Genomic DNA, 19,393 nt, shown 5'->3' with positions numbered 1-19,393 from the left:
ATTCCCTCCAGGTTTCGCCGGAGCCCCCTTGAGTTCGCATGAGCCCCCTTGAGTTCGCATGAGCCTTCTTGAGTTCGTATGAGCGCCGACGGTGCTTGCACCCGCGTGAAGCCGATCCCCCTTTCGGTGTGTGGGTGCCAACCCCCGAATGGAGCGTTTCTGATGAACACGATCATTCGTAAGAGCGTTCTTGGTGTTGCTGGTCTCGCGTTCGCCGGTGGCGTGTTCGCCGGTCCCGCGACCGCGCAGGCGGTCCCGTCGGTGGAGTCGACGCCGGTGGCAGTTGTCGTGCAGGCCGACAAGCCGTCGGTCGACAAGGCCACGCTGATCCCGCACGGTGTGCAGGGCGCGCAGTCGCGTATCGACCTGTCCGACGAGCAGGTCGCGAACGTGAAGGCGATCATCGCCGCGACGAAGAAGGCCGGCATGGACGAGCGCGCCGCGGTGGTGTCGATCGCGACGGCGTTGCAGGAGTCGAAGCTGGAGAACCTGGGTCATCTGGGTGACCGCAACGACCATGACTCGCAGGGCCTGTTCCAGCAGCGCCCGTCCAGTGGGTGGGGCACGATCGAGCAGATCACCGACCCGGAGTACTCGACGACGGCGTTCCTGAAGGGTCTGAAGCAGGTCGACGGGTGGCAGGACAAGCCCCTGACCAAGGCCGCGCAGACGGTGCAGGTGTCGGCGTACCCGGACCACTACGCCCAGTGGGAGCAGCAGGCCGCCGACCTCGTCACCGAGCACTGGAACAGCTGACACGCAGACTTTCCACCACAAGGGGGATCGCTGGCCGGCACCCGAACACGGGGTGCCGGCCAGCGGCACATCCACCGCCGGTGGAACATCGCAGCCCGTCGGCTGGTTGAATGAGGTGTCGGTGTGTCCAGTGTCCCCGGGCCTCACCTAAATTGCCTTCGCGGAATACCGTCCGGCTGGAGCCGCGTCGCGCCACTCGCCGAGAGGCGACCTGCACACCGACACCGGCGCCGCCCCCGAGCCTCCGGGCCCGGGGGCGGCGCTGTCTTCGCCGGCCCCGCAGCCGACATCGAGCGGACCGCCGCCGGGACACCGGTCGCGTACGGCCATGGGCGACGCCGTGGGAAGCGGGCGGTGACCGTCGGGGGGTGATCCCGCGGCACGGGTCGCGGTCCCGGACGGCCTGGCCTATGTTCATGGTGGCTGTGTCGGACGGGCCGGGAGGGGGTGTCGCGCGTGGGCCTGCGGACTTTCATCCAGGGCTGGCCGGTGTACCGGCAGCTCACCGGGACCGACCCGTTGGGCCGGGGCGCCGCGGCGCAGTCGGGCCGCTCGGCGGAGCTGACCGCCCGCACCGAGACCGCCGACAGCGTGGCGCGGTCGGTCTGCCCCTACTGCGCGGTCGGCTGCGGCCAGCGCGTCTTCGTCACCGACGGAGCGGTCACCCAGATCGAGGGCGACCCGGACAGCCCGATCTCCCGGGGGCGGCTGTGCCCGAAGGGGTCGGCCAGCAAGAGCCTCGTCACCAGCCCCCTGCGGCAGACGAAGGTTCGCTACCGGCGGCCATACGCCACCGAGTGGGAGGATCTGGAGCTCGACGTCGCGCTCGACATGATCGCCGACCGGATCCTCGCCGCGCGGGCGGAGACCTGGGAGGACGTCGACGCGCAGGGCCGGCCGCTCAACCGCACGCTGGGCATCTCCAGTCTGGGTGGGGCGACGCTGGACAACGAGGAAAATTACCTCATCAAGAAGCTTTTCACGGCGATGGGGGCGCTCCAGATCGAGAACCAGGCGCGCATTTGACACTCCGCCACCGTCCCCGGTCTGGGGGCCAGCTTCGGTCGCGGCGGCGCGACGGACTTCCAGCAGGACGTCGCCAACGCTGACGTCATCGTCATCCAGGGCTCGAACATGGCCGAGGCCCATCCGGTGGGCTTCCAGTGGGTGATGGAGGCCAAGCGGCGCGGCGCCAAGGTGTTCCACGTCGATCCGCGGTTCACCCGCACCAGCGCGGTGGCTGACACGTACCTGCCGATCCGCGCGGGCTCCGACATCGCGCTGCTCGGTGGCGTGGTGCGCCACATCCTGGAGAACGGGCTGGACTTCCGGGAGTACGTGCTGGCCTACACCAACGCCGCGACGATCGTCAGCGAGCGCTTCGTCGACACCGAGGACGGCGACGGCTTCTTCTCGGGGTTCGATCCGGAGACGGGCAGCTACGTGCAGGACTCCTGGCAGTACGCGGGCCACGAGTCCGACTCCGGCAGCGGGCACACCGCGAAGGAGCGGGACACCGCCGCCGGGCTGCGCCACGAGTCGCACGGCGCCGACGTGGGCGGGCAGGTGGAGCGGGACGAGACGTTGCAGCACCCGCGCTGCGTCTACCAGATCCTCAGGCGGCACTTCGCCCGCTACACCCCGGAGATGGTGGAGCGGGTCTGCGGCATCCCGCGCGAGAAGTTCCTGGAGTTGGCCGAGGCGTGGACGGCCAACTCGGGCCGGGAGCGCACCGGCGTGCTGATCTACTCGGTGGGGTGGACGCAGCACAGCGTCGGCGTGCAGTACATCCGTACCGGCGCGATCATCCAGCTGTTGCTGGGCAACATGGGCCGCCCCGGCGGGGGCATCCTGGCCCTGCGCGGGCACGCCAGCATCCAGGGCTCCACCGACATCCCGACGCTGTTCAACCTGCTCCCCGGCTATCTGCCGATGCCGCACCACGCCGACCACCCCACCTTCGACGAGTGGGTGGACAGCATCCGCCATCCGGGCCAGAAGGGCTTCTGGGGCAACGCCCGCGCCTACGCGGCGAGCCTGCTCAAGGCGTACTGGGGCGACGCGGCGACGCCCGAGAACGACTTCTGCTACGGGTACATGCCCCGGATGACCGGCGACCACGGGACGTACCAGCAGGTGCTGAACATGATCGACGGGAAGGTGCGGGGCTACTTCCTGCTCGGTCAGAACCCGGCGGTCGGCTCGGCGCACGGCCGGGCGCAGCGCCTCGGCATGGCGAACCTGGACTGGCTGGTGGTCCGCGACCTGTTCATGATCGAGAGCGCCACGTTCTGGCGCAACAGTCCCGAGGTCGCCACTGGCGAGATCGTGCCGGAGCAGTGCAAGACGGAGGTGTTCTTCCTGCCGGCCGCCTCGCACGTGGAGAAGGAGGGCACCTTCACCCAGACCCAGCGGCTGCTGCAGTGGCGGGAGAAGGCCGTCGACCCGCCGGGCGACGCCCGCTCCGAGCTGTGGTTCTTCTACCACCTCGGGCGTCGGCTGCGGGAGAAGCTGGCCGGCTCCGACCTGCCGCGCGACCGGGCGCTGCTCGACCTGGCCTGGGACTATCCCACGCACGGTCCGCACGCCGAGCCGAACGCCGAGACGGTGCTGCGCGAGATCAACGGGTACGAGGTGGCGACCGGCCGCCCGCTGTCCGCGTTCGCCGAGGCCCGCGACGACGGTTCCACCGCCGTGGGCTGCTGGATCTACTCCGGGGTGTACGCCGACGGCGTCAACCAGGCGGCGCGGCGCCGGTCCCGTCACGAGCAGGACTGGGTGGCCGCCGAGTGGGGCTGGGCGTGGCCGGCGAACCGGCGCACCCTCTACAACCGGGCCTCGGCGGACCCGCAGGGCCGGCCGTGGAGCGAGCGCAAGCGCTACGTGTGGTGGGACCCGGACGCCGGGGAGTGGACCGGCTACGACGTGCCGGACTTCGAGCGGACCAAGCCGCCGACGTACCGGCCGCCGGAGGGCGCGTCCGGCCCGGAGGGGATCGCCGGCGACGACCCGTTCGTCATGCAGGGCGACGGCAAGGGCTGGCTGTACGCGCCCAGCGGCGTGCTGGACGGCCCGCTGCCGACGCACTACGAGCCGGCCGAGTCGCCGGTGCGCAACCCGTTCTACCGGCAGCAGGCCAACCCCACCCGCAAGGTGTACGCGCACCCGGTGAACTCGGTGAACCCGAGCCCGCCGCAGGAGTACAGCCAGGTCTTCCCGTACGTGTTCACGGTCAGCCGGCTCACCGAGCACCACACGGCAGGCGGGATGAGCCGTACGGTGCGGCCCCTGGCGGAGCTGCAACCGGAGATGTTCGTCGAGGTGTCCCCGGAGTTGGCCGCGGAGGTGGGCCTGGCGCACCTGGGCTGGGCGCACCTGGTCAGCGGGCGGGCGGTCATCGAGGCGAAGGTGCTGGTCACCGACCGGCTCAGCCCACTGCGCGTGGACGGCCGGGTGATCCACCAGGTGTGGCTGCCGTACCACTTCGGGTTCGAGGGCCTGGTGACGGGCGACTCGGCCAACGACCTGTTCGGGATCACCCTGGACCCGAACGTGCTGATCCAGGAGAGCAAGATCGGTACCTGTGACGTACGGCCCGGTCGGCGGCCCACCGGCCCGGCCCTGCTGGACCTGGTGGCCGACTACCAGCGGCGGGCGGGCATCGTCCCCGGCCAGCCGGCCCCGACGCTCACCCCGGGGGCGCTCGCCCCGCCGGACGCCGACGGCGCCGGGGAGGGCCGCGATGCTTCCTGACCCGCACAGCCTGTCCGGGCCGCTGGACCCGGCTCCGGAGGCCGGCTGGACCGACGCCCCGCCCCGGATGGGCTTCTTCACCGACACGAGCGTCTGCATCGGCTGCAAGGCGTGCGAGGTGGCGTGCAAGGAGTGGAACGACGTCCCCGGCTCGGGGCTGGACCTGCTCGGCATGTCGTACGACAACACCGGCGCGCTGACCGCGAACTCGTGGCGGCACGTCGCGTTCGTCGAGCAGCCCCGCCCGGCGGGGCACCGCAGCCCGCCGTTCGCCGGCACGCCGACGGGCGGCTCGGTCAGCGCCTCGTCGGCGGCCGTGGCCGCCGGCGTCGGCAACCCGACCGGCACCGAGCCGGGGGTGCCGCCGGGCGCGGCGGACGCGGCCGCGCGGATGGCCGCCGGCACCGGTGCCGGCCCGGGGACCGACGCCGGCGCGACCAGCACCGGCACGAGCACGGGCCCCGCCGGCGGGCCGGAGTTCCTGGGGATGCCCGGGGCGCAGCCGCCGGGGCGCGCGGGGGGCGCGGAGGGGCGCACCGACTTCCGCTGGCTGATGATGTCCGACGTCTGCAAGCACTGCACCCACGCGGCCTGCCTCGACGTCTGCCCCACCGGCTCGCTGTTCCGCACCGAGTTCGGCACGGTGGTGGTGCAGGAGGACATCTGCAACGGCTGCGGCTACTGCATCTCCGCCTGCCCCTACGGCGTCATCGACCAGCGCAAGGGCGACGGCCGGGCGTGGAAGTGCACGCTGTGCTATGACCGGATCGGCGCGGGCAACACTCCGGCCTGCGCCCAGGCGTGCCCGACCGAGTCCATCCAGTACGGCCCCCTCGACGAGCTGCGGGAGCGGGCCGCGGCCCGGGTGGCGACGCTGCACGAGCGGGGCGTGCCCGAGGCGCGGCTCTACGGGCACGACCCGGGCGACGGGGTCGGCGGTGACGGCGCGTTCTTCCTGTTGCTCGACGAGCCCGAGGTGTACGGGCTGCCGCCGGACCCGGTGGTCACCACCCGGGACCTGCCGAAGATGTGGAAGCGCGCCGGCCTGGCCGCGCTGGCGATGGCGGCGGCGGCTGTGGCCGCGTTCGTGGGAGGTTCCTCATGAGTCCGGAGCGCGGTGGGCGCAGGCGGCGCGGCGGCGAGGAGCTGAGGGTCCCGGAGGCCGAGTTCACCTCCTACTACGGCCGGCCGATCCTCAAGGCGCCGGTCTGGAAGTGGGACATCGCCGCGTACCTGTTCACCGGCGGGCTGGCAGCCGGTTCGTCGCTGCTCGCGGCGGGCGGGCAGCTCACCGGCCGGCCCGCGTTGCGCCGCGCCGGCCGGGTCGCCTCGCTGGCGGCGGTCACGGCCAGCACCGTCTTCCTGATCAAGGACCTGGGGCGGCCCGCCCGGTTCCACCACATGCTCCGGGTGGCCAAGCCCACCTCGCCCATGTCCGTGGGCACCTGGATCCTCGGCGCCTTCGGCCCGGCCGCCGGGCTCGCGGCGGTCGCCGAGGGCGCGGCATGGCTGCCCGGGCGCGGCCTGCCGGGGCTCGTCCGCCGGGCGCTGCCGCCGGTCGGGCACGCCGCCGGGCTGGCCGCCGCGGCGACCGCGCCGGCGCTGGCGACGTACACGGGGGTGCTGCTGGCCGACACGGCCGTGCCGTCCTGGCACGAGGCGTACCCGGAACTGCCGGTCATCTTCGCGGGCAGCGCCCTGGCCAGCGGCGCCGGCGTCGGGCTGATCGCCGCGCCCTGCGCGCAGGCCGGGCCCGCCCGGCGGATGGCGGTGGCGGGCGCGGCCCTGGAGCTGTACGGCGCGCACCGGGTGGAGACCCGGCTCGGGCTGCTCAGCGAGCCCTACCGCACCGGCCGGCCCGGTCGCCTGCTGCGCGCGGGGAGGGCCCTGACCGCCGTGGGGGTGGCCGGCGCGTTGCTGGGTCGGCGCAGCCGCACGCTCTCCGCGCTGTCCGGGGTCGCGCTGCTGGGCGCCTCGGTGGCGACCCGGTTCGGCATCTTCGAGGGCGGCGTGGCCTCGGCGAAGGATCCGAAGTACACGGTGGTGCCGCAGCGGGAGCGCCTCGAGCGGCGGCGCGCCGCCGAGGGCTGACGCCCTCCCGCACACGCCCGCCGGGCCTGTGGTTCACTGCTGCGTGGAGGCGTTCAGGCGGCTGGTGCCCCTCCCGGTCTTCAAAACCGGTGTGGTCCGGGATCCGGGCCAGGCGGGTTCGATTCCCGTCCGTCTCCGCCATGCTGCGGAAGTGGGGATCATGGGGGACGTCGCGGCCGATCCGCGCCGGCGGGTGCCGCGCACCGACGCGCTGCTCGCCGACCCCCGGCTGGCCGCCGCGGCGGGCACCCTGGGCCGGGAGCGGGTCAAGGCCGCCGTCCACCGCGCCCAGGAGCGCGCCCGCCGGGGCGAGATCACCCCCGAGGCGGTACGCGACGCCGCGCTGGCCGCCCTGCCCGCGCCGGCCCCCCGGGCGGTGCTCAACGCCACCGGCGTGGTGCTGCACACCAACCTGGGTCGCGCCGCGCTGTCGCCCGCCGCCGTCGCGGCGGTCGCCGCCGCCGGCGGGCACACCGACGTCGAGTTGGACCTGCGCACCGGGCGGCGGGCCCGGCGCGGACGCGACGCCCTCGACGCCCTCGCGGCGGCGGTGCCCGACGCGGGCGCGGTGCACGTGGTCAACAACGGCGCCGCCGCGCTGGTGCTCGCCGCGACCGCGCTGGCCGCCGACGCCGAGATCGTCGTCAGCCGGGGCGAGCTGGTGGAGATCGGCGACGGGTTCCGCCTGCCCGACCTGCTGGAGAGCACCGGCGCCCGGCTGCGCGAGGTCGGCACCACCAACCGCAGCACGCTGGACGACTACGCCGCCGCCATCGGTCCCCGGACCGGCTTCGTGCTCAAGGTGCACCCGTCGAACTTCCAGGTCACCGGCTTCACCTCCGCGGTGCCCGTACGGGCGCTGGCCACCCTCGGCGTCCCCGTGGTCGCCGACATCGGCTCCGGGCTGCTGGCGCCCGATCCGCTGCTGCCCGCCGAGCCGGACGCCGCCAGCACCCTGCGGGCCGGGGCGGCGCTGGTCACCGCCAGCGGCGACAAGCTGCTCGGCGGGCCGCAGGCCGGGCTGCTGCTCGGTGCCGCCGACCTCGTCGAACGGCTGCGCCGGCACCCCCTCGCCCGGGCGTTGCGGGTCGACAAGCTGACCCTCGCCGCGCTCGCCGCCACCCTCGCCGATCCGGCGACCCCCACCCGGGCCGCGCTGCACGCCGACCCGGGCGCGTTGCGGGCGCGCACCGAGCGGCTGTGCGCCGCGCTCGCCGCCGACGGGTGCGAAGCACGGGTGGTGCCCGCCGGGGCGGTCGTCGGCGGCGGTGGCGCCCCCGGCGTCGAGCTGCCCTCCTGGGCGCTCGCCCTGCCCGAGCGGTACGCGTCTCCGCTGCGCCTCGGCGACCCGCCGGTGCTGGGCCGGGTGGTACGCGGGCGGCTGCTGCTGGACCTGCGCTGCGTGCCCGCCGACGCCGACGCGGCGCTGCGCGCCGCCGTGCTGCGCGTGCCCGGGGAGGGCTGAGGGCGTGTTCGTGGTGGCCACCGCCGGGCACGTCGACCACGGCAAGTCGACACTGGTCCGGGCGCTGACCGGGATGGAACCCGACCGGTGGGCCGAGGAACGCCGCCGGGGCATGACCATCGACCTCGGCTTCGCCTGGAGCACCCTGCCCTCGGGCGCGACGGTGGCGTTCGTCGACGTGCCGGGGCACGAGCGGTTCGTGCCGAACATGCTCGCCGGCGTCGGCCCGGTGCCCGCCGCGCTGGTCGTCGTCGCCGCCGACGAGGGCTGGATGCCGCAGTCGGCCGAGCACCTGGCGGCACTGGACGCGCTCGGGGTGGCGTACGGCCTGCTGGTGGTGACCCGCGCGGACCTGGCGGATCCGGGGCCGGCGACGACCCGGGCCCGGGCGGAGCTGGCCGCCACCTCCCTCGGCGCGGTGGACGCGGTGGCGGTGAGCGCGGTGACCGGCGCCGGGCTGCCGCAGCTGCGCGCGGCGCTGGACCGGCTCGCCGCCCGGCTGCCCGCCCCGCGGGCCGACGCCCCGGTGCGGCTGTGGGTGGACCGCGCCTTCACCGTCCGCGGCGCCGGCACGGTGGTGACCGGCACGCTCGGCGCCGGTCGGCTCCGGGTGGGCGACGAGTTGGAGCTGGCCGGCAGCGCGGAGACGGTGCGGGTACGCGGCCTGCACTCCCTCGGCGTGGCCCGGCCCGAGGTCGCCCCGGTCGCCCGGGTGGCGGTGAACCTGCGCGGCACGCCCCGGGACCGCCTGGGGCGCGGCGACGCGCTGCTCACCCCCGGCCGGTTCCACCGCACGGACCTGCTGGACGTGCGGCTGGCCGGCGACCCGGCCGGGGAGCTGCCGGCCACCCTGACCCTGCACATCGGCGCGGCGGCGGTGCCGGCCCGGGTCCGGCCGCTCGGCCCGGACACGGCCCGGCTGCGGCTGGCCCGGCCGCTGCCGCTGCTGGTCGGGGACCGGGCGCTGCTGCGCGACCCGGGCCGGCACCACGTCGCGGGCGGGGTGACCGTGCTGGACGTGGCTCCGCCGCCGCTGACCCGTCGGGGCGCGGCCGTCGCCCGCGCGGCGGTGCTGGCGACGGTGGACGGCCGCCCCGAGCTGGCCGGCGAGCTGCGCCGGCGGCGGCTGGCCCGGGCCGCCGACCTGATCCGCATGGGCGTCGAGGCCACCGGCCGGCCGGTCGCCGGCGACTGGCTGGCCGACCCGGAGCACTGGCGGGGCCTCGGCACCCGGCTGGTCGAGGAGGTCGCCCGGCACGCCCGGGAGCACCCGCTGGAGGCGGGCGCGCCGGTCGAGCTGCTGCGCCAGCGCCTGGACCTGCCCGAGCGGGCGCTGGTCGAGGCGCTGGTCCGGCCGCCGCTGCGGCTGCGCGCCGGCCGGGTCACCGCGTCGGCGGTCGACGCGCTGCCGGAACCGGTGGCCCGGGCCGTGGCCCGGGTCCGCGCCGAGTACGCCGACCGCCCGTTCCGCGCCCCCGAGGTCGAGCACCTCGCCGACCTGGGGCTGGGTCCCCGGGAGATCGGCGCGGCCGTACGCGCGGGGGCGCTGCTGCGCCTCGCCGAGAACGTGGTGCTGCTGCCCGGCGCGGCCGACGACGCCGTGCGGGTGCTGGCCGGGCTGCCCCAGCCGTTCACGCTCAGCGCCGCGCGGCGGGCGCTGGACACCACCCGCCGGGTCGCGGTGCCGCTGCTGGAGCTGCTGGACCGTCGCGGCGCCACCCGCCGGCTGCCCGACGACGCGCGGGTCGTGGTGACGGCCCGGTCCTGAAGCCGCCCCGGCGAGGTCGGCGGTCGCCTAGCGTGGCGCCATGGACCCTTCCGCGGTCTGGCGGGACAGGCAGCACAAGTGGCGGATCGAGGCGTACCGGGCGCCGGACCTGCGTTTCGCGATCTTCGCCACCAACGGCACCACCGAGTCCGCGCCGCTGTGGCTGTTCGGGATGTCGGCGCTGGCCCGGTGGCTGATGACGCACAAGATCTCCCTCGACGACCTGGAGGTCGACTGACATGGGGGCGCAGCTCGGTCAGCTCGCGCTGGTGGCGGTGCTGGTGCTGGTCAACGCGGCCCTGTCGGGCAGCGAGATGGCGCTGGTGACGCTGCGCGAGGGGCAGGTGCGGCAGTTGGGCCGGCGCAGCCGGTCGGGGGAGCGGCTGGCCCGGCTGGTCCGCGACCCCAACCGGTACCTGGCGACCATCCAGCTCGGCATCACCCTGGCCGGGTTCCTCGCCTCCGCCGCCGCCGCGGTGTCCCTGTCCGAGCCACTGGTCGGGCCGCTGGGCTTCCTGGGCGGGGCCGCGCGCGGGGCGGCGGTCGTCCTGGTCACCGTGCTGCTGACGTTCGTCACCCTGGTCGTCGGCGAACTGGCCCCCAAGCGGCTGGCGATGCAGCGCGCGGAACGCTGGGGGCTGGTCAGCGCCGGGCCGCTGGACCTGCTGGCCCGGCTGTCGCGGCCGGCGGTCTGGCTGCTCAGCAAGGCCACCGACGTGGTGGTGCGGCTCGCCGGCGGGGACCCCCGCGCCAGCCGTACGGAGATGACCGAGGACGAGCTGCGGGAGATCCTGGTCAGCCAGCGGGGCCTGTCGGCACAGCAGCGGGAGATCCTCACCGGCGCGTTCGACATCGCCGGCCGGACGCTGCGGGACATCCTGGTGCCCCGGCTGGACGTGACGGTGCTCCCCGAGACGATGCCCGCGGCCGACGGGCTGCGCCGGCTCGCCGCAGCCGGCCGCTCCCGCGCCCCGGTCGTGGGGCCGGGTGGGCTCGACGCGGTGCGGGGCGTGGTGCACATCCGCGAACTCGTCGGGGCGGACGCGGCGACGGTCGCCGACCGGGCCCGTCCGCCGCTGCTGCTGCCCGGCACCCTGCCGGTCTCCGACGCGCTGCGTGAACTGCGGCTGTGCCACCAGCAGCTCGCCCTCGTCGTCGACGAGCACGGCGGGGTCGACGGCATCATCACCATGGAGGACCTGCTGGCGGAGGTCGTCGGGGAGCTGTACGACGAGACCGACCGGGACGTGACCGGGGTGACCCGGGAACCGGACGGCTCGCTGCTGATGCCCGGCGACTTCCCGCTGCACGACCTGGCCGACGTCGGGGTGCGCCTGCATTTCCGGCCGTCGCGGGAGTACACGACGGTGGCCGGGCTGGTGCTGGCCGGGCTGGGGCACCTGCCGAGCGGGCCGGGGGAGACCGTGCACCTGCCGGGGCTGACCGTCGAGGTGGTGGAGGTGGCCGGCCGCACGATCCGCCGGGTCCGGCTGCGCGGCTTCTCCGCGGGCCCCGACCCGGTCGGGTGACGGCGGCGGGAACCGCCACGAATGGCGTGGATCAGGACGTACCGTCCGGTACGTGAAGGACCGAGGGATGCGGACGTTCGTCACCGTGCTGGCCGGGCTCGCGGTGATCTACTTCGGCACCACCGGCCGCAGCGAGGAGGACGGCCGAGGCGTCTCCGGCGGCCTCGTCGTGCTCGCGCTGCTGGCGGCGCTGCTGGTGTGGCACCTGACGAAGCCGGGCGACAAGACGGCCAAGTAGCCCGGTCAGGTGGCGGCGGCGCGGGTGACCTCACCGGCGGACTCCTCGCCGAGGGCCACCCGGACCAGCGCCGAGGCGAGCCGGCCGAAGTCGCCCGGGTCGACCAGCCCGGCCAGCCGGTCCGCCGAGCCGGGCAGGCCGAGGCGTTTCGCGCCGGCCAGGGCCCGCCGGTCGGCGTACGGGCGCAGGTCGGCCCAGGCCACCTGCGCCTCGCGCAAAAAGATGTCGGCGCCGGTGGGGCCGATGCCGGGGAACTCGGTCAGCAGCCGGCGCAGCCCGGCCGGTTCACCGCCGCCGTCGCGGTGCAGCCGGCGCAGGTCGCCCCGCCAGCGGTCCAGGCACAGCCGGGCGCCGGTGCCGAGCATCGTCGAGGTCCGCTCGTCGTAGCGGCGGTAGTGGCCCCGGCCCAGCGCGTCGACCCGGTCCTGCCAGCTCGCCGCCTCCATCGCCTGCGGGGTCCGGTAGCCGGCGGCGAAGAGTTCCCGGGCGGCCGCCACGGCCACCCGGGCCCGGATCCGGGTGCTCAGCAGCGTGGCGAGCACCAGCAGCTGGTAGAGCGGGGCGGGCCGGTCGGCGAGCGTGATGCCCGCCTCCTCGGCGTACGTGCGGCCCCGCCGCTCCAGCAGGACCCGCGCCACCTTCCGGTCGTCGCCCATCCTCGGGGTGTACCCGCCCTGCGCCCGGCCACCCCTGCGACCGTCCGCCCCGGCGGGTATGCCGCCGGGGCGGACGGGTAACCGACGTCGGACACGGCCGGACCCCGGAAGGAGAAACCCGTGGTGAATCCGCAGCAGGAGGAATTCCGCCGCAACAACAAGGGCGCCACCAGCCAGGACAGCAAGGGCCCCAACCCCGCGGGGCACCCGCGCAACCGCGGCTCGTCGCACGGCGACGAGGGCCGCCCGGTGCCCCGGGGGCAGGTGTCGCCGTACGGCCCGGCCACCGAGCCGGTCGCCGACGACGAGAGCGCCCGGGGCTAATAACAGCCCCGGCCCGAGACGGGCGGCCGCAGCCGGTTCCAGGTGGCTGCGGCCGCCACGCCGTACGCGAGGTGCGGCACGATGTCGGCCAGCCAGTCCGACCGACGCCACGTGCGCGGATCGGTCACGCCCAGCACGGTCATCGACCCGTCGGACATCGTCATGACGGTGCCGCCGAGGACCCCGGCGGCCAGCGGCAGCGGCATCCGGCGGCCCCGGGCGAGCAGGGCGTACCCGACGCCCGCCGCCACGCCGATCCCGTAGCCGAGCAAGGGCCCGAGGCCCGAGCGGCGGTTGGCCGCCCGGTCCTCGGGCCCCAGGTCGACGTGTGCCACCTGGGCCACCCGCCCGGCGCTCTCCTCCGGGGTGCTGCTCGCCGGCCGCGCCCTCAGCACCATGTCGAGGTAGCTGACCATGTTCAGGGCGGCGCTGCCGACCGCGCCGGCGATCGCCCCGTCGGCCAGGTTCGCGGCCCTCACCTCGGGTCGCCCGGTTCGCGCTCGCCCTTGGGGCCGTAGACCCGCTCGCCGCGGACGACCCCCCGCTGTCCCCGGTCGGACTGCAGGATCCGGTTGGCCACGTCGTTGGCCTTGTCGTCCGGCACCCGTCGTCCCGAATCGTCGATCGCGTTCCGGATGCGCGCCCGCTGCTTGTCGTACGCGTTGCTGCCCGGCCGTGGTCCTGGCATCACTGCCTCCTCCGGTCGTCGTCGCCGTTGGCGTACCGCGCTCGTCTACCCGCCTGCGCGGGGACCAACCCCGCGACCGGTCCGGCGCGGCGCCCGGCTCAGCGCGGCGTGCCGGACCACCGCGACCGGGCAGTCGGCGTGGTGCAGCAGCGACTGGCTCACCGAGCCCAGCAGCAGCCCGGTCAGCTCGCCGCGTCCCTGCCGGCCGACCACCAGCAGCTGGGCCCGCCGGGACGCCTCGGCGAGCACGGTGGTGGGGCGGCCGCGCGTGGTCTCCCGGCTGACCGGCACGTCCGGCCACCGCTCCGTGAGCCCTGCCAGCGACTCGGCGACCACCCGCTCCTCCTCGGAACGCAGTTCGGTGTCGTCGTACACCAGTGGTCGCATGTCCCCGGGCCCGGTGGAGGTCGGATGCCGGTAGGCGTGCAACGCGACCAGCGCCGCGCCGCGCACCGACGCCTCCTCCATGGCGAACTCCGCGGCGAGCCGGGCCGTCTCGGAGCCGTCCACGCCGACGACGACGGCCCCGTCGGGGTGGTCGGTGCCCCGGGCGACCAGCACGGGACAGTCGGCGTACGCGGCGACCTGCACCGCGACGGACCCCACCACCAGGGCGGAGAAGCCGCCGAGCCCCCGGTCGCCGAGCACGATCATCGCGGCGGCCGGCGACTCGCCGAGCAGCACCGCGGCGGCCTCGCCGTCGATGATCTCGCCGGAGATCCGCAAGCCGGGCACCGTCGCCTCGGCCTCGTCCGTGGCGGCGGCGACGACCTGCTCCGCCTGGTGCCGCAGGCCGGCGCCGGGTGGGCCGGCGGCGGGGGCGTCGACCGGCACGCGCAGCAGGGGCCAGATGAAGGCGTGCACGATCCGCAGTGGCCGGTGCCGGCGGGCCGCCTCGACGGCGGCGAGCCGCACGGCGCGCAGCGACGAGTCCGAGCCGTCCGCGCCGACGACCACCGCCGCGCCGTTCGCCGAGTTCACCGCCCACCTCCCGCCGCTTCCCGGCCAGTATCGCGGCCGGGAACCCGTCGGCGGGCCGATACCGCGTAGGCCGGCCGGTGGGTACGCTGTCCACGCCCACCGGGGAGGGAGCGTCGTCGATGGTTGAGCCGGACCAGCCGAGCACCGCGCGGATGATCGATTTCTGGCTCGGCGGGGAGCACCACTTCCCGGTCGACGTGGCGGCCGCCCGCGACTTCGAGCAGGCGTACGGGCCGTGCGAGCCGGTCTTCCGCGAGCTGCGCGCCTTTCTCGGCCGGGCGGTCCGGGCGATGGCCGCGCGGGGGGTCGACAGCTTCCTCGTCTTCGGCGCCGGGGTGCCCACCATGGGCAACGTGCATGAGGTCGCCCCGGACGCCACCGTCCTCTACACCGACGTCGACCCGGTCACCATCCGCCTCGGCCAGCGCCTGCTGGCCGGCAGCGACCGGGCCGGCTACGGCTACGGCGACGCCACCGACATCGGCACGGTCGACCGCGCCCAGCTGCACCGGTTCGTGCCGGGGTGGGGGAGGAGACCGGTCGGCGTGGTCTTCCTCGGTCTGGCCGCGTTCCTCGACGACGAGACGCTGGCCCGCACCCTCGACGAGCTCTACGGTGCCACCGCGCCGGGCAGCCTGCTCGCCGTCGACTTCGACACGGAGGAGCTGGCCGGCTTCCCGGCGGCCCTCGCGATGATGGGCCCGGCGTTCCGGATGCGCCCGCCGGCCGCGTTCGTGCCGCTGCTGGGCCGCTGGACGCCCACCGAGGACGGCATCGTCCCGATCGCCCGGTGGCGGCCGGACGGCCCGCCCGCGCAGGTGCCCGACGCCTTCCACGGCGGGGTCGCCGTCCACTCGCCGGCGTGCTGACGCCTCCGGACGGCGAGGTACGCGTGTGCGGCCTGCCGTCCTGACCGGCCGTCACCGCGGCACCCGGGTCGCCACCTGACCACCGGTCGTCTCAACACCAGTCGCCGCCTGAGCGCCCGCTGCTGCCGCAGCAACCTGGCCTGACCTGTGCACCCCGCTGCCCCGCAGCACCCCCAACTGTCGCCGGCGCCGGCCGAGGCGACGTGGGCGCCGCGCGCCGGGCCCCGAGCCGGGTGCGGGGCCACGGCGGCGGGCACCCGCCGTGTGCCCGCCCGCCCGGAGGGTGGGGGAGGGGGCTCCGTATGATGCTTGCCCTACGGCAAGCTTCCGGAGGATGATCATGTTGGAGGCACCGGGCCAGGTCTCGCGTGCGCTTCGTGCGGCCCCGCCCGACCAGGTGGTGGAGGCGGCGGACCAGGCTATCCGGTCCGCCCTGGGCGCCTCGCGAACGGACGTGTTCATCGCCGACTACCGGATCACCGGGCTCTGGCCGGTGCTCGACGCGGACCTCTCCGGCGGCGGCTTCCTCGCCTGCCACGACGCGGCGCAGCGCTGCTTCAGCAGCCAGCAGCCGATGACCGACACCGACGACGAGGGCCGGTGCCGGCTCTACCTGCCGCTGTCGGTGTGGGGGGAGCGGCTGGGCGTGCTCCTGGTCGAGCTGCCCGACCAGCCCGAACCGGACGTCGTCGAGCGGGCCGCGGACATCGCCGGCGAGCTGGCCGTCGTGCTGCGCGCGGCGGACCGGGAGACCGACCGGTACCGCCGGGTCCGCCGACGGGAGCGACTCAGCATGGCCGCCGAGATGCAGTGGGAACTGCTGCCGGGACGCGGCGTGAGCCACGCGGCGTTCGATCTCGCCGGCCAGCTGGAACCGGCGTACACGGTCGGCGGAGACCACTTCGACTGGTCCGTGGACGACGACCGGCTCACCGTGACGGTGCTCAACGGCGCCGGCATCGGGCTGTCTGCGGCGCTGCTGACCGCCGTCACCGTGAACGCGCTGCGCAACGCCCGGCGCTCCGGAGGCAGCCTCGTCGAGCAGGCCGAGTTGGCCTCCGACACGGTCTTCTACCAGCACCGCGGTCGCCGGTACGTGGCCACGCTGCTCCTCGAACTGGACACCGTCACCGGCCGGGTGCGGGCGGTGGACGCCGGCTCCCCGCACCTGCTGCGGGTGCGCGGCGGCACGGTGACGCCCATCGACCTGGAGCAGCAGCTGCCGCTGGGCATGTTCGCCGAGGCCCGCTACGACGTCCAGGAGTTCGCGCTGGAACCGGGGGACCGGCTGTTCGTGGTCAGCGACGGGGTGTGGGCCGCCGATCCCGGTGACCGCGGCGCGTACGGCGAACGGACGATGGCGCGGGCGATGCGGTCCACGCGGCTGCAACCGCCGGCGGAAGCAGTTGGTACGGTGATGCGCGAACTGCACGCCTGGCACGCGGACGCCGATTTGCGCGACGACGCGGTCGTCGTCTGCCTGGACTGGCGTGGTTCCGCCGGGCGGGGCGACGGGTGAGAGCCGTCGTCGCACCGGCAGGGCACGAGCGGGACGATCGCAGGGGACACCGGGTGGAGCGACCTCCGAATCTCGCCGCGGCGATCGACGCCGCCGCCGAGGCACTCGTCGGTGTGCTCGACTCGGCGGTGCCCCGGCACCAGATGGCCGTCTCCCCGACGCAGCTGCGGGTGCTGTCGCTGATCAGCGGCCGGCCGGAGACCAACGTCAACGGCCTGGCCGAGTTGCTGGACGTCGTGCCGTCCTCGGCGAGCCGGCTCTGCGACCGGTTGGAGGCCACCGGGCTGCTGCGCCGGGTGCCCGATCCCCGCGACCGGCGGGAGGTGCGGCTGATGCCGACGGCCGCCGCCGAGGCGCTGCTGCGCGAGCTGCAGGAGCACCGGCACCGGGCGGTGCAGGCCGTGCTGGACCGGATGCCCGGTCGGGCGCAGCACGAGCTGCTGCTGGCGTTGATGGCCTTCGAACGCGCGGCCACCGCCGCCCCGACCGAGTCGCCGGCGGACTCCCAGGCCCGCACCGCCTGACGGGTCGTCTCCCGCCGTACGCGCCTTCCACACCTGCTCCACTAGTGTCCTAGGATGCCTTACGGGTGGTGACGCACCATACCCGACGACACCGTCGCCGACGGGCCCGGACGCCTGAGGCCGGAGGAGGCGCCGAGGGCCCGATATAGTGGCAGCGCAACCGGCCCGTGATCGTCACGATCGCGGGCCGATGTCAGGCGAAGGTCCCGTATACGGGGGACCGCAGGGGACGCCGGCGGCAGCCGGCCCGACAGCGCCCACGTTCTCCGCGCCGCCGGTCCTCGGCCGGGCGGCGGAGCGTGTCGCGGAGGAGGTTCGGTGTCGCGTCCGCCGGCTCGGGAAGAGCACCCGGGGGCCACCGACGGCACGAGCGGATCGGCCGTCGGCGACCGGATCCTCACGCTGCCGAACGTCATCAGCTTCGTCCGGTTGCTCGGCGTGCCGCTCTTCCTCTACCTGCTGCTCGTCGCGCACGCCGACGTGGCCGCGCTCGTGGTGCTGGCCATCGGCGGCACCACGGACTGGGTGGACGGCTGGGTCGCACGCCGGATGCGCCAGGTCAGCCGGCTGGGGGAGCTGCTCGACCCGCTCGCCGACCGGCTCTACATCCTCGCCACCCTGCTCGGGTTCACCGCCCGCGACGTGGTTCCCTGGCAGTTCACCGCGGCGCTGCTGGCCCGGGAGTTGCTCCTGCTCGGTTCGCTGGCTGTGCTGCGCCGGCACGGGTACGGCCCGCCGCCGGTGCACTACGTGGGCAAGACCGCGACCTTCCTGCTGCTGGCCGCCTTCCCGGTCCTGCTGCTCGCCGCGGCGGTGCCGGGTGCGGCGACCGTCGCCGGGGCGATCGGCTGGGGCCTGGCCTGGTGGGGCCTGGTGCTCTACTGGGTGGCCGGCGCGCTCTACGTCGTGCAGGCCGGCCGGCTGGTCAGGGCGGTTCGGGCCGGGGGAGCGCCGGCATGACGGGCACGCCGGGCGACGGCCGGGGCCGCGGCGACCGGGTGTACGCCCCGGACTTCCTCACCGAGCTGTTCCGCAATCCGCTGGATCCCGGCTACGCCGACGCGGCGGCCCGGCGCCGGGAGCGGCAGACGCCGTCGCCGAGGTGGCGGCGGTGGTCGGCGCGTTCCGTCACCGTGGTGGTGGCGCTGCTGCTGGGTTTCCTGTTCGCGGTGGCGTACCGGCAGACGCTGGAGGCCGAGCCGGGGCGCAGCCAGGCCCGGTCCGGCCTGGTCGAGCAGATCAAGCAGCGGGAGACCGAGACGGACCGGTTGTCGGTGCGGGCCGACGAGCTGCGGGCGGAGGTGGCGCGGCAGCGGGCGGCGGCGCTGGGTGGCTCGGAGGCGGCGCGGCTGCACAACCTGGAGGCGGGCACCGGCCTGGGGCGGGTGCGCGGTGACGGCGTGGTGGTGCGACTGGCGGACGCGCCGCAGAACCAGGACGCGGTGACGGGCGCGGACGTGGGGCCGTCCCGGGTGATCTACAGCGATCTGCAGGGTGTGGCCAACGACCTGTGGGCGGCGGGGGCTGAGGCGATCGCGATCAACGGTCAGCGGTTGACGGCGATGTCGACGATCCGTTCGGCGGGGCAGGCGATCCTGGTGGACTTCCGGCCGGTGACGGGGCCGTACGAGGTGTCGGCGATCGGTCCGGGGTCGATGCGGGACCGGTACGAGGACAGCCGCAGCGCGTTGACGATGCGGAAGGTGGCCGAGGACACCGGGTTGTCGTTCGGGGTGCGTGAGGCGGAGGACCTCACCCTGCCGGCCGCTCCGGACCCGCGGCTACGCTACGCGCAGCCCTCGGTGAGCCCGACGCCGTCGCCGTCGAGGGCCGACCGTTCCGTCAGTCCTGGGCCGACCGGTTCGAGGACGTCTCCCAGCCCCTCCGGAGGTGGTCGATGATCGCGGTGCTGGCGTTGTTCGCCGGTGTGGTCCTCGGCGTGTGGCTCGACCCCACGGTTCCCACGGCGTTGCAGCCGTACCTGCCGATCGCGGTGGTGGCCGCGTTGGACGCGGTGTTCGGCGGGGTGCGGGCGAAGCTCGACCGGATCTTCGACGACAAGCAGTTCGTGGTGTCGTTCATTTCGAACGTGCTGGTGGCGGGTCTGATCGTGTACCTGGGTGACCAGTTGGGGGTGGGCGGTCAGCTCTCCACCGGCGTGGTGGTCGTGCTCGGGGTGCGGATCTTCGGGAACGTGGCGGCGATCCGTCGGCACCTGTTCCGGGCGTAGGT

At 75.0% G+C, this 19,393-nt stretch carries 20 protein-coding genes and 1 tRNA gene; 17 read left to right on the top strand and 4 right to left on the bottom strand.

The features are described 5' to 3' along the window. Positions 1–162 precede the first annotated feature (162 nt). From OG989_RS22850 to OG989_RS22805, 10 genes are all read left to right on the top strand, one after another. Positions 163–756 (top strand): hypothetical protein, encoded by a 594-nt coding sequence (locus OG989_RS22850; protein ID WP_327028382.1) that lies wholly within the window; start codon positions 163–165, stop codon positions 754–756. A gap of 456 nt (positions 757–1,212) precedes the next feature. Further along, positions 1,213–4,509, top strand: coding sequence for a formate dehydrogenase (gene fdh, locus OG989_RS22845; protein WP_327028381.1), 3,297 nt, complete (start codon positions 1,213–1,215; stop codon positions 4,507–4,509). Further along, positions 4,499–5,614 carry a 4Fe-4S dicluster domain-containing protein gene (locus OG989_RS22840; RefSeq protein WP_327028380.1) on the top strand — a complete coding sequence of 372 codons (1,116 nt, stop codon included), beginning with the start codon at positions 4,499–4,501 and terminating at the stop codon, positions 5,612–5,614. Before fdh ends, OG989_RS22840 begins: the two co-directional genes overlap by 11 nt. Further along, positions 5,611–6,600, top strand: a complete 990-nt coding sequence (gene nrfD, locus OG989_RS22835; protein ID WP_327028379.1) for an NrfD/PsrC family molybdoenzyme membrane anchor subunit — start codon at positions 5,611–5,613, stop codon at positions 6,598–6,600. Before OG989_RS22840 ends, nrfD begins: the two co-directional genes overlap by 4 nt. Before the next feature lie 45 nt (positions 6,601–6,645). After that, a tRNA-Sec gene (locus tag OG989_RS22830) sits at positions 6,646–6,741 on the top strand. 19 nt (positions 6,742–6,760) lie between these two features. Next, the gene (selA, locus tag OG989_RS22825; RefSeq protein WP_327028378.1) at positions 6,761–8,065 is read left to right on the top strand and encodes an L-seryl-tRNA(Sec) selenium transferase; all 1,305 of its coding nucleotides are present in this window, start codon (positions 6,761–6,763) and stop codon (positions 8,063–8,065) included. Between the two features lie 4 nt (positions 8,066–8,069). After that, complete coding sequence (selB, locus tag OG989_RS22820) at positions 8,070–9,833, top strand: selenocysteine-specific translation elongation factor (RefSeq protein ID WP_327028377.1); 1,764 nt, start codon at positions 8,070–8,072, stop codon at positions 9,831–9,833. 40 nt (positions 9,834–9,873) lie between these two features. Continuing rightward, positions 9,874–10,071, top strand: coding sequence for a hypothetical protein (locus OG989_RS22815; RefSeq protein WP_089000292.1), 198 nt, complete (start codon positions 9,874–9,876; stop codon positions 10,069–10,071). A gap of 1 nt (position 10,072) precedes the next feature. Further along, positions 10,073–11,362: a hemolysin family protein gene (locus tag OG989_RS22810; RefSeq protein WP_327028376.1), complete on the top strand. Its 1,290-nt coding sequence runs from the start codon at positions 10,073–10,075 to the stop codon at positions 11,360–11,362. A 52-nt stretch (positions 11,363–11,414) separates the two neighbouring features. Then, a complete protein-coding gene (locus OG989_RS22805) occupies positions 11,415–11,600 on the top strand; it encodes a hypothetical protein (protein ID WP_148710079.1) in 186 nt (61 codons plus the stop codon). 5 nt (positions 11,601–11,605) lie between these two features. Here the strand turns inward: OG989_RS22805 and OG989_RS22800 are convergent, their stop codons facing one another. Continuing rightward, on the bottom strand, positions 11,606–12,256 hold the full coding sequence (locus OG989_RS22800) for a hypothetical protein (RefSeq protein WP_327028375.1): 651 nt from the start codon (positions 12,254–12,256) through the stop codon (positions 11,606–11,608). Positions 12,257–12,376: 120 nt separating this feature from the next. Here OG989_RS22800 and OG989_RS22795 point away from each other — a divergent pair, with 120 nt between their 5' ends. Then, positions 12,377–12,580, top strand: a complete 204-nt coding sequence (locus tag OG989_RS22795; protein ID WP_132237737.1) for a hypothetical protein — start codon at positions 12,377–12,379, stop codon at positions 12,578–12,580. On the opposite strand, the gene OG989_RS22790 is transcribed toward OG989_RS22795, so the two are convergent. Genes OG989_RS22790 through OG989_RS22780 form a run of 3 tightly spaced genes read right to left on the bottom strand, consistent with a single transcriptional unit; the run spans position 12,577 to position 14,249 of the window. Further along, positions 12,577–13,059, bottom strand: coding sequence for a hypothetical protein (locus OG989_RS22790; protein ID WP_151454631.1), 483 nt, complete (start codon positions 13,057–13,059; stop codon positions 12,577–12,579). The two genes, OG989_RS22795 and OG989_RS22790, sit on opposite strands and share 4 nt — an antisense overlap. Further along, positions 13,056–13,268, bottom strand: a complete 213-nt coding sequence (locus tag OG989_RS22785) for a phosphatidylethanolamine-binding protein (RefSeq protein ID WP_132237733.1) — start codon at positions 13,266–13,268, stop codon at positions 13,056–13,058. Before OG989_RS22785 ends, OG989_RS22790 begins: the two co-directional genes overlap by 4 nt. Before the next feature lie 45 nt (positions 13,269–13,313). Then, entirely contained in the window at positions 13,314–14,249 is a 936-nt protein-coding gene (locus OG989_RS22780) for a universal stress protein (protein ID WP_151454630.1), read from the bottom strand. Between the two features lie 119 nt (positions 14,250–14,368). On the opposite strand from OG989_RS22780, the gene OG989_RS22775 reads away from it, so the two are divergent. The 6 genes from OG989_RS22775 to OG989_RS22750 all read left to right on the top strand — a co-directional run bounded on the left by OG989_RS22775 (position 14,369) and on the right by OG989_RS22750 (position 19,391). Further along, on the top strand, positions 14,369–15,118 hold the full coding sequence (locus tag OG989_RS22775) for an SAM-dependent methyltransferase (protein ID WP_151454629.1): 750 nt from the start codon (positions 14,369–14,371) through the stop codon (positions 15,116–15,118). Between the two features lie 340 nt (positions 15,119–15,458). Next, a complete protein-coding gene (locus OG989_RS22770; protein WP_151454628.1) occupies positions 15,459–16,637 on the top strand; it encodes a PP2C family protein-serine/threonine phosphatase in 1,179 nt (392 codons plus the stop codon). 53 nt (positions 16,638–16,690) lie between these two features. Then, positions 16,691–17,161, top strand: a complete 471-nt coding sequence (locus OG989_RS22765; RefSeq protein WP_151454627.1) for a MarR family transcriptional regulator — start codon at positions 16,691–16,693, stop codon at positions 17,159–17,161. Between the two features lie 318 nt (positions 17,162–17,479). Further along, a complete protein-coding gene (locus OG989_RS22760) occupies positions 17,480–18,121 on the top strand; it encodes a CDP-alcohol phosphatidyltransferase family protein (protein WP_151454626.1) in 642 nt (213 codons plus the stop codon). After that, complete coding sequence (locus OG989_RS22755) at positions 18,118–19,062, top strand: DUF881 domain-containing protein (RefSeq protein WP_327028374.1); 945 nt, start codon at positions 18,118–18,120, stop codon at positions 19,060–19,062. The genes OG989_RS22760 and OG989_RS22755 overlap by 4 nt, the downstream gene beginning before the upstream one ends. After that, a complete protein-coding gene (locus OG989_RS22750) occupies positions 19,059–19,391 on the top strand; it encodes a small basic family protein (RefSeq protein WP_151454624.1) in 333 nt (110 codons plus the stop codon). Before OG989_RS22755 ends, OG989_RS22750 begins: the two co-directional genes overlap by 4 nt. The last annotated feature ends 2 nt before the right edge of the window (positions 19,392–19,393 follow it).

The sequence above is a fragment of the Micromonospora sp. NBC_01740 genome, from assembly GCF_035920365.1.
Taxonomy (GTDB): Bacteria; Actinomycetota; Actinomycetes; order Mycobacteriales; family Micromonosporaceae; genus Micromonospora; species Micromonospora reichwaldensis.
Note: the sequence above shows the minus strand (reverse complement) of the source record. Positions and strands in the feature narration are given on the sequence as shown.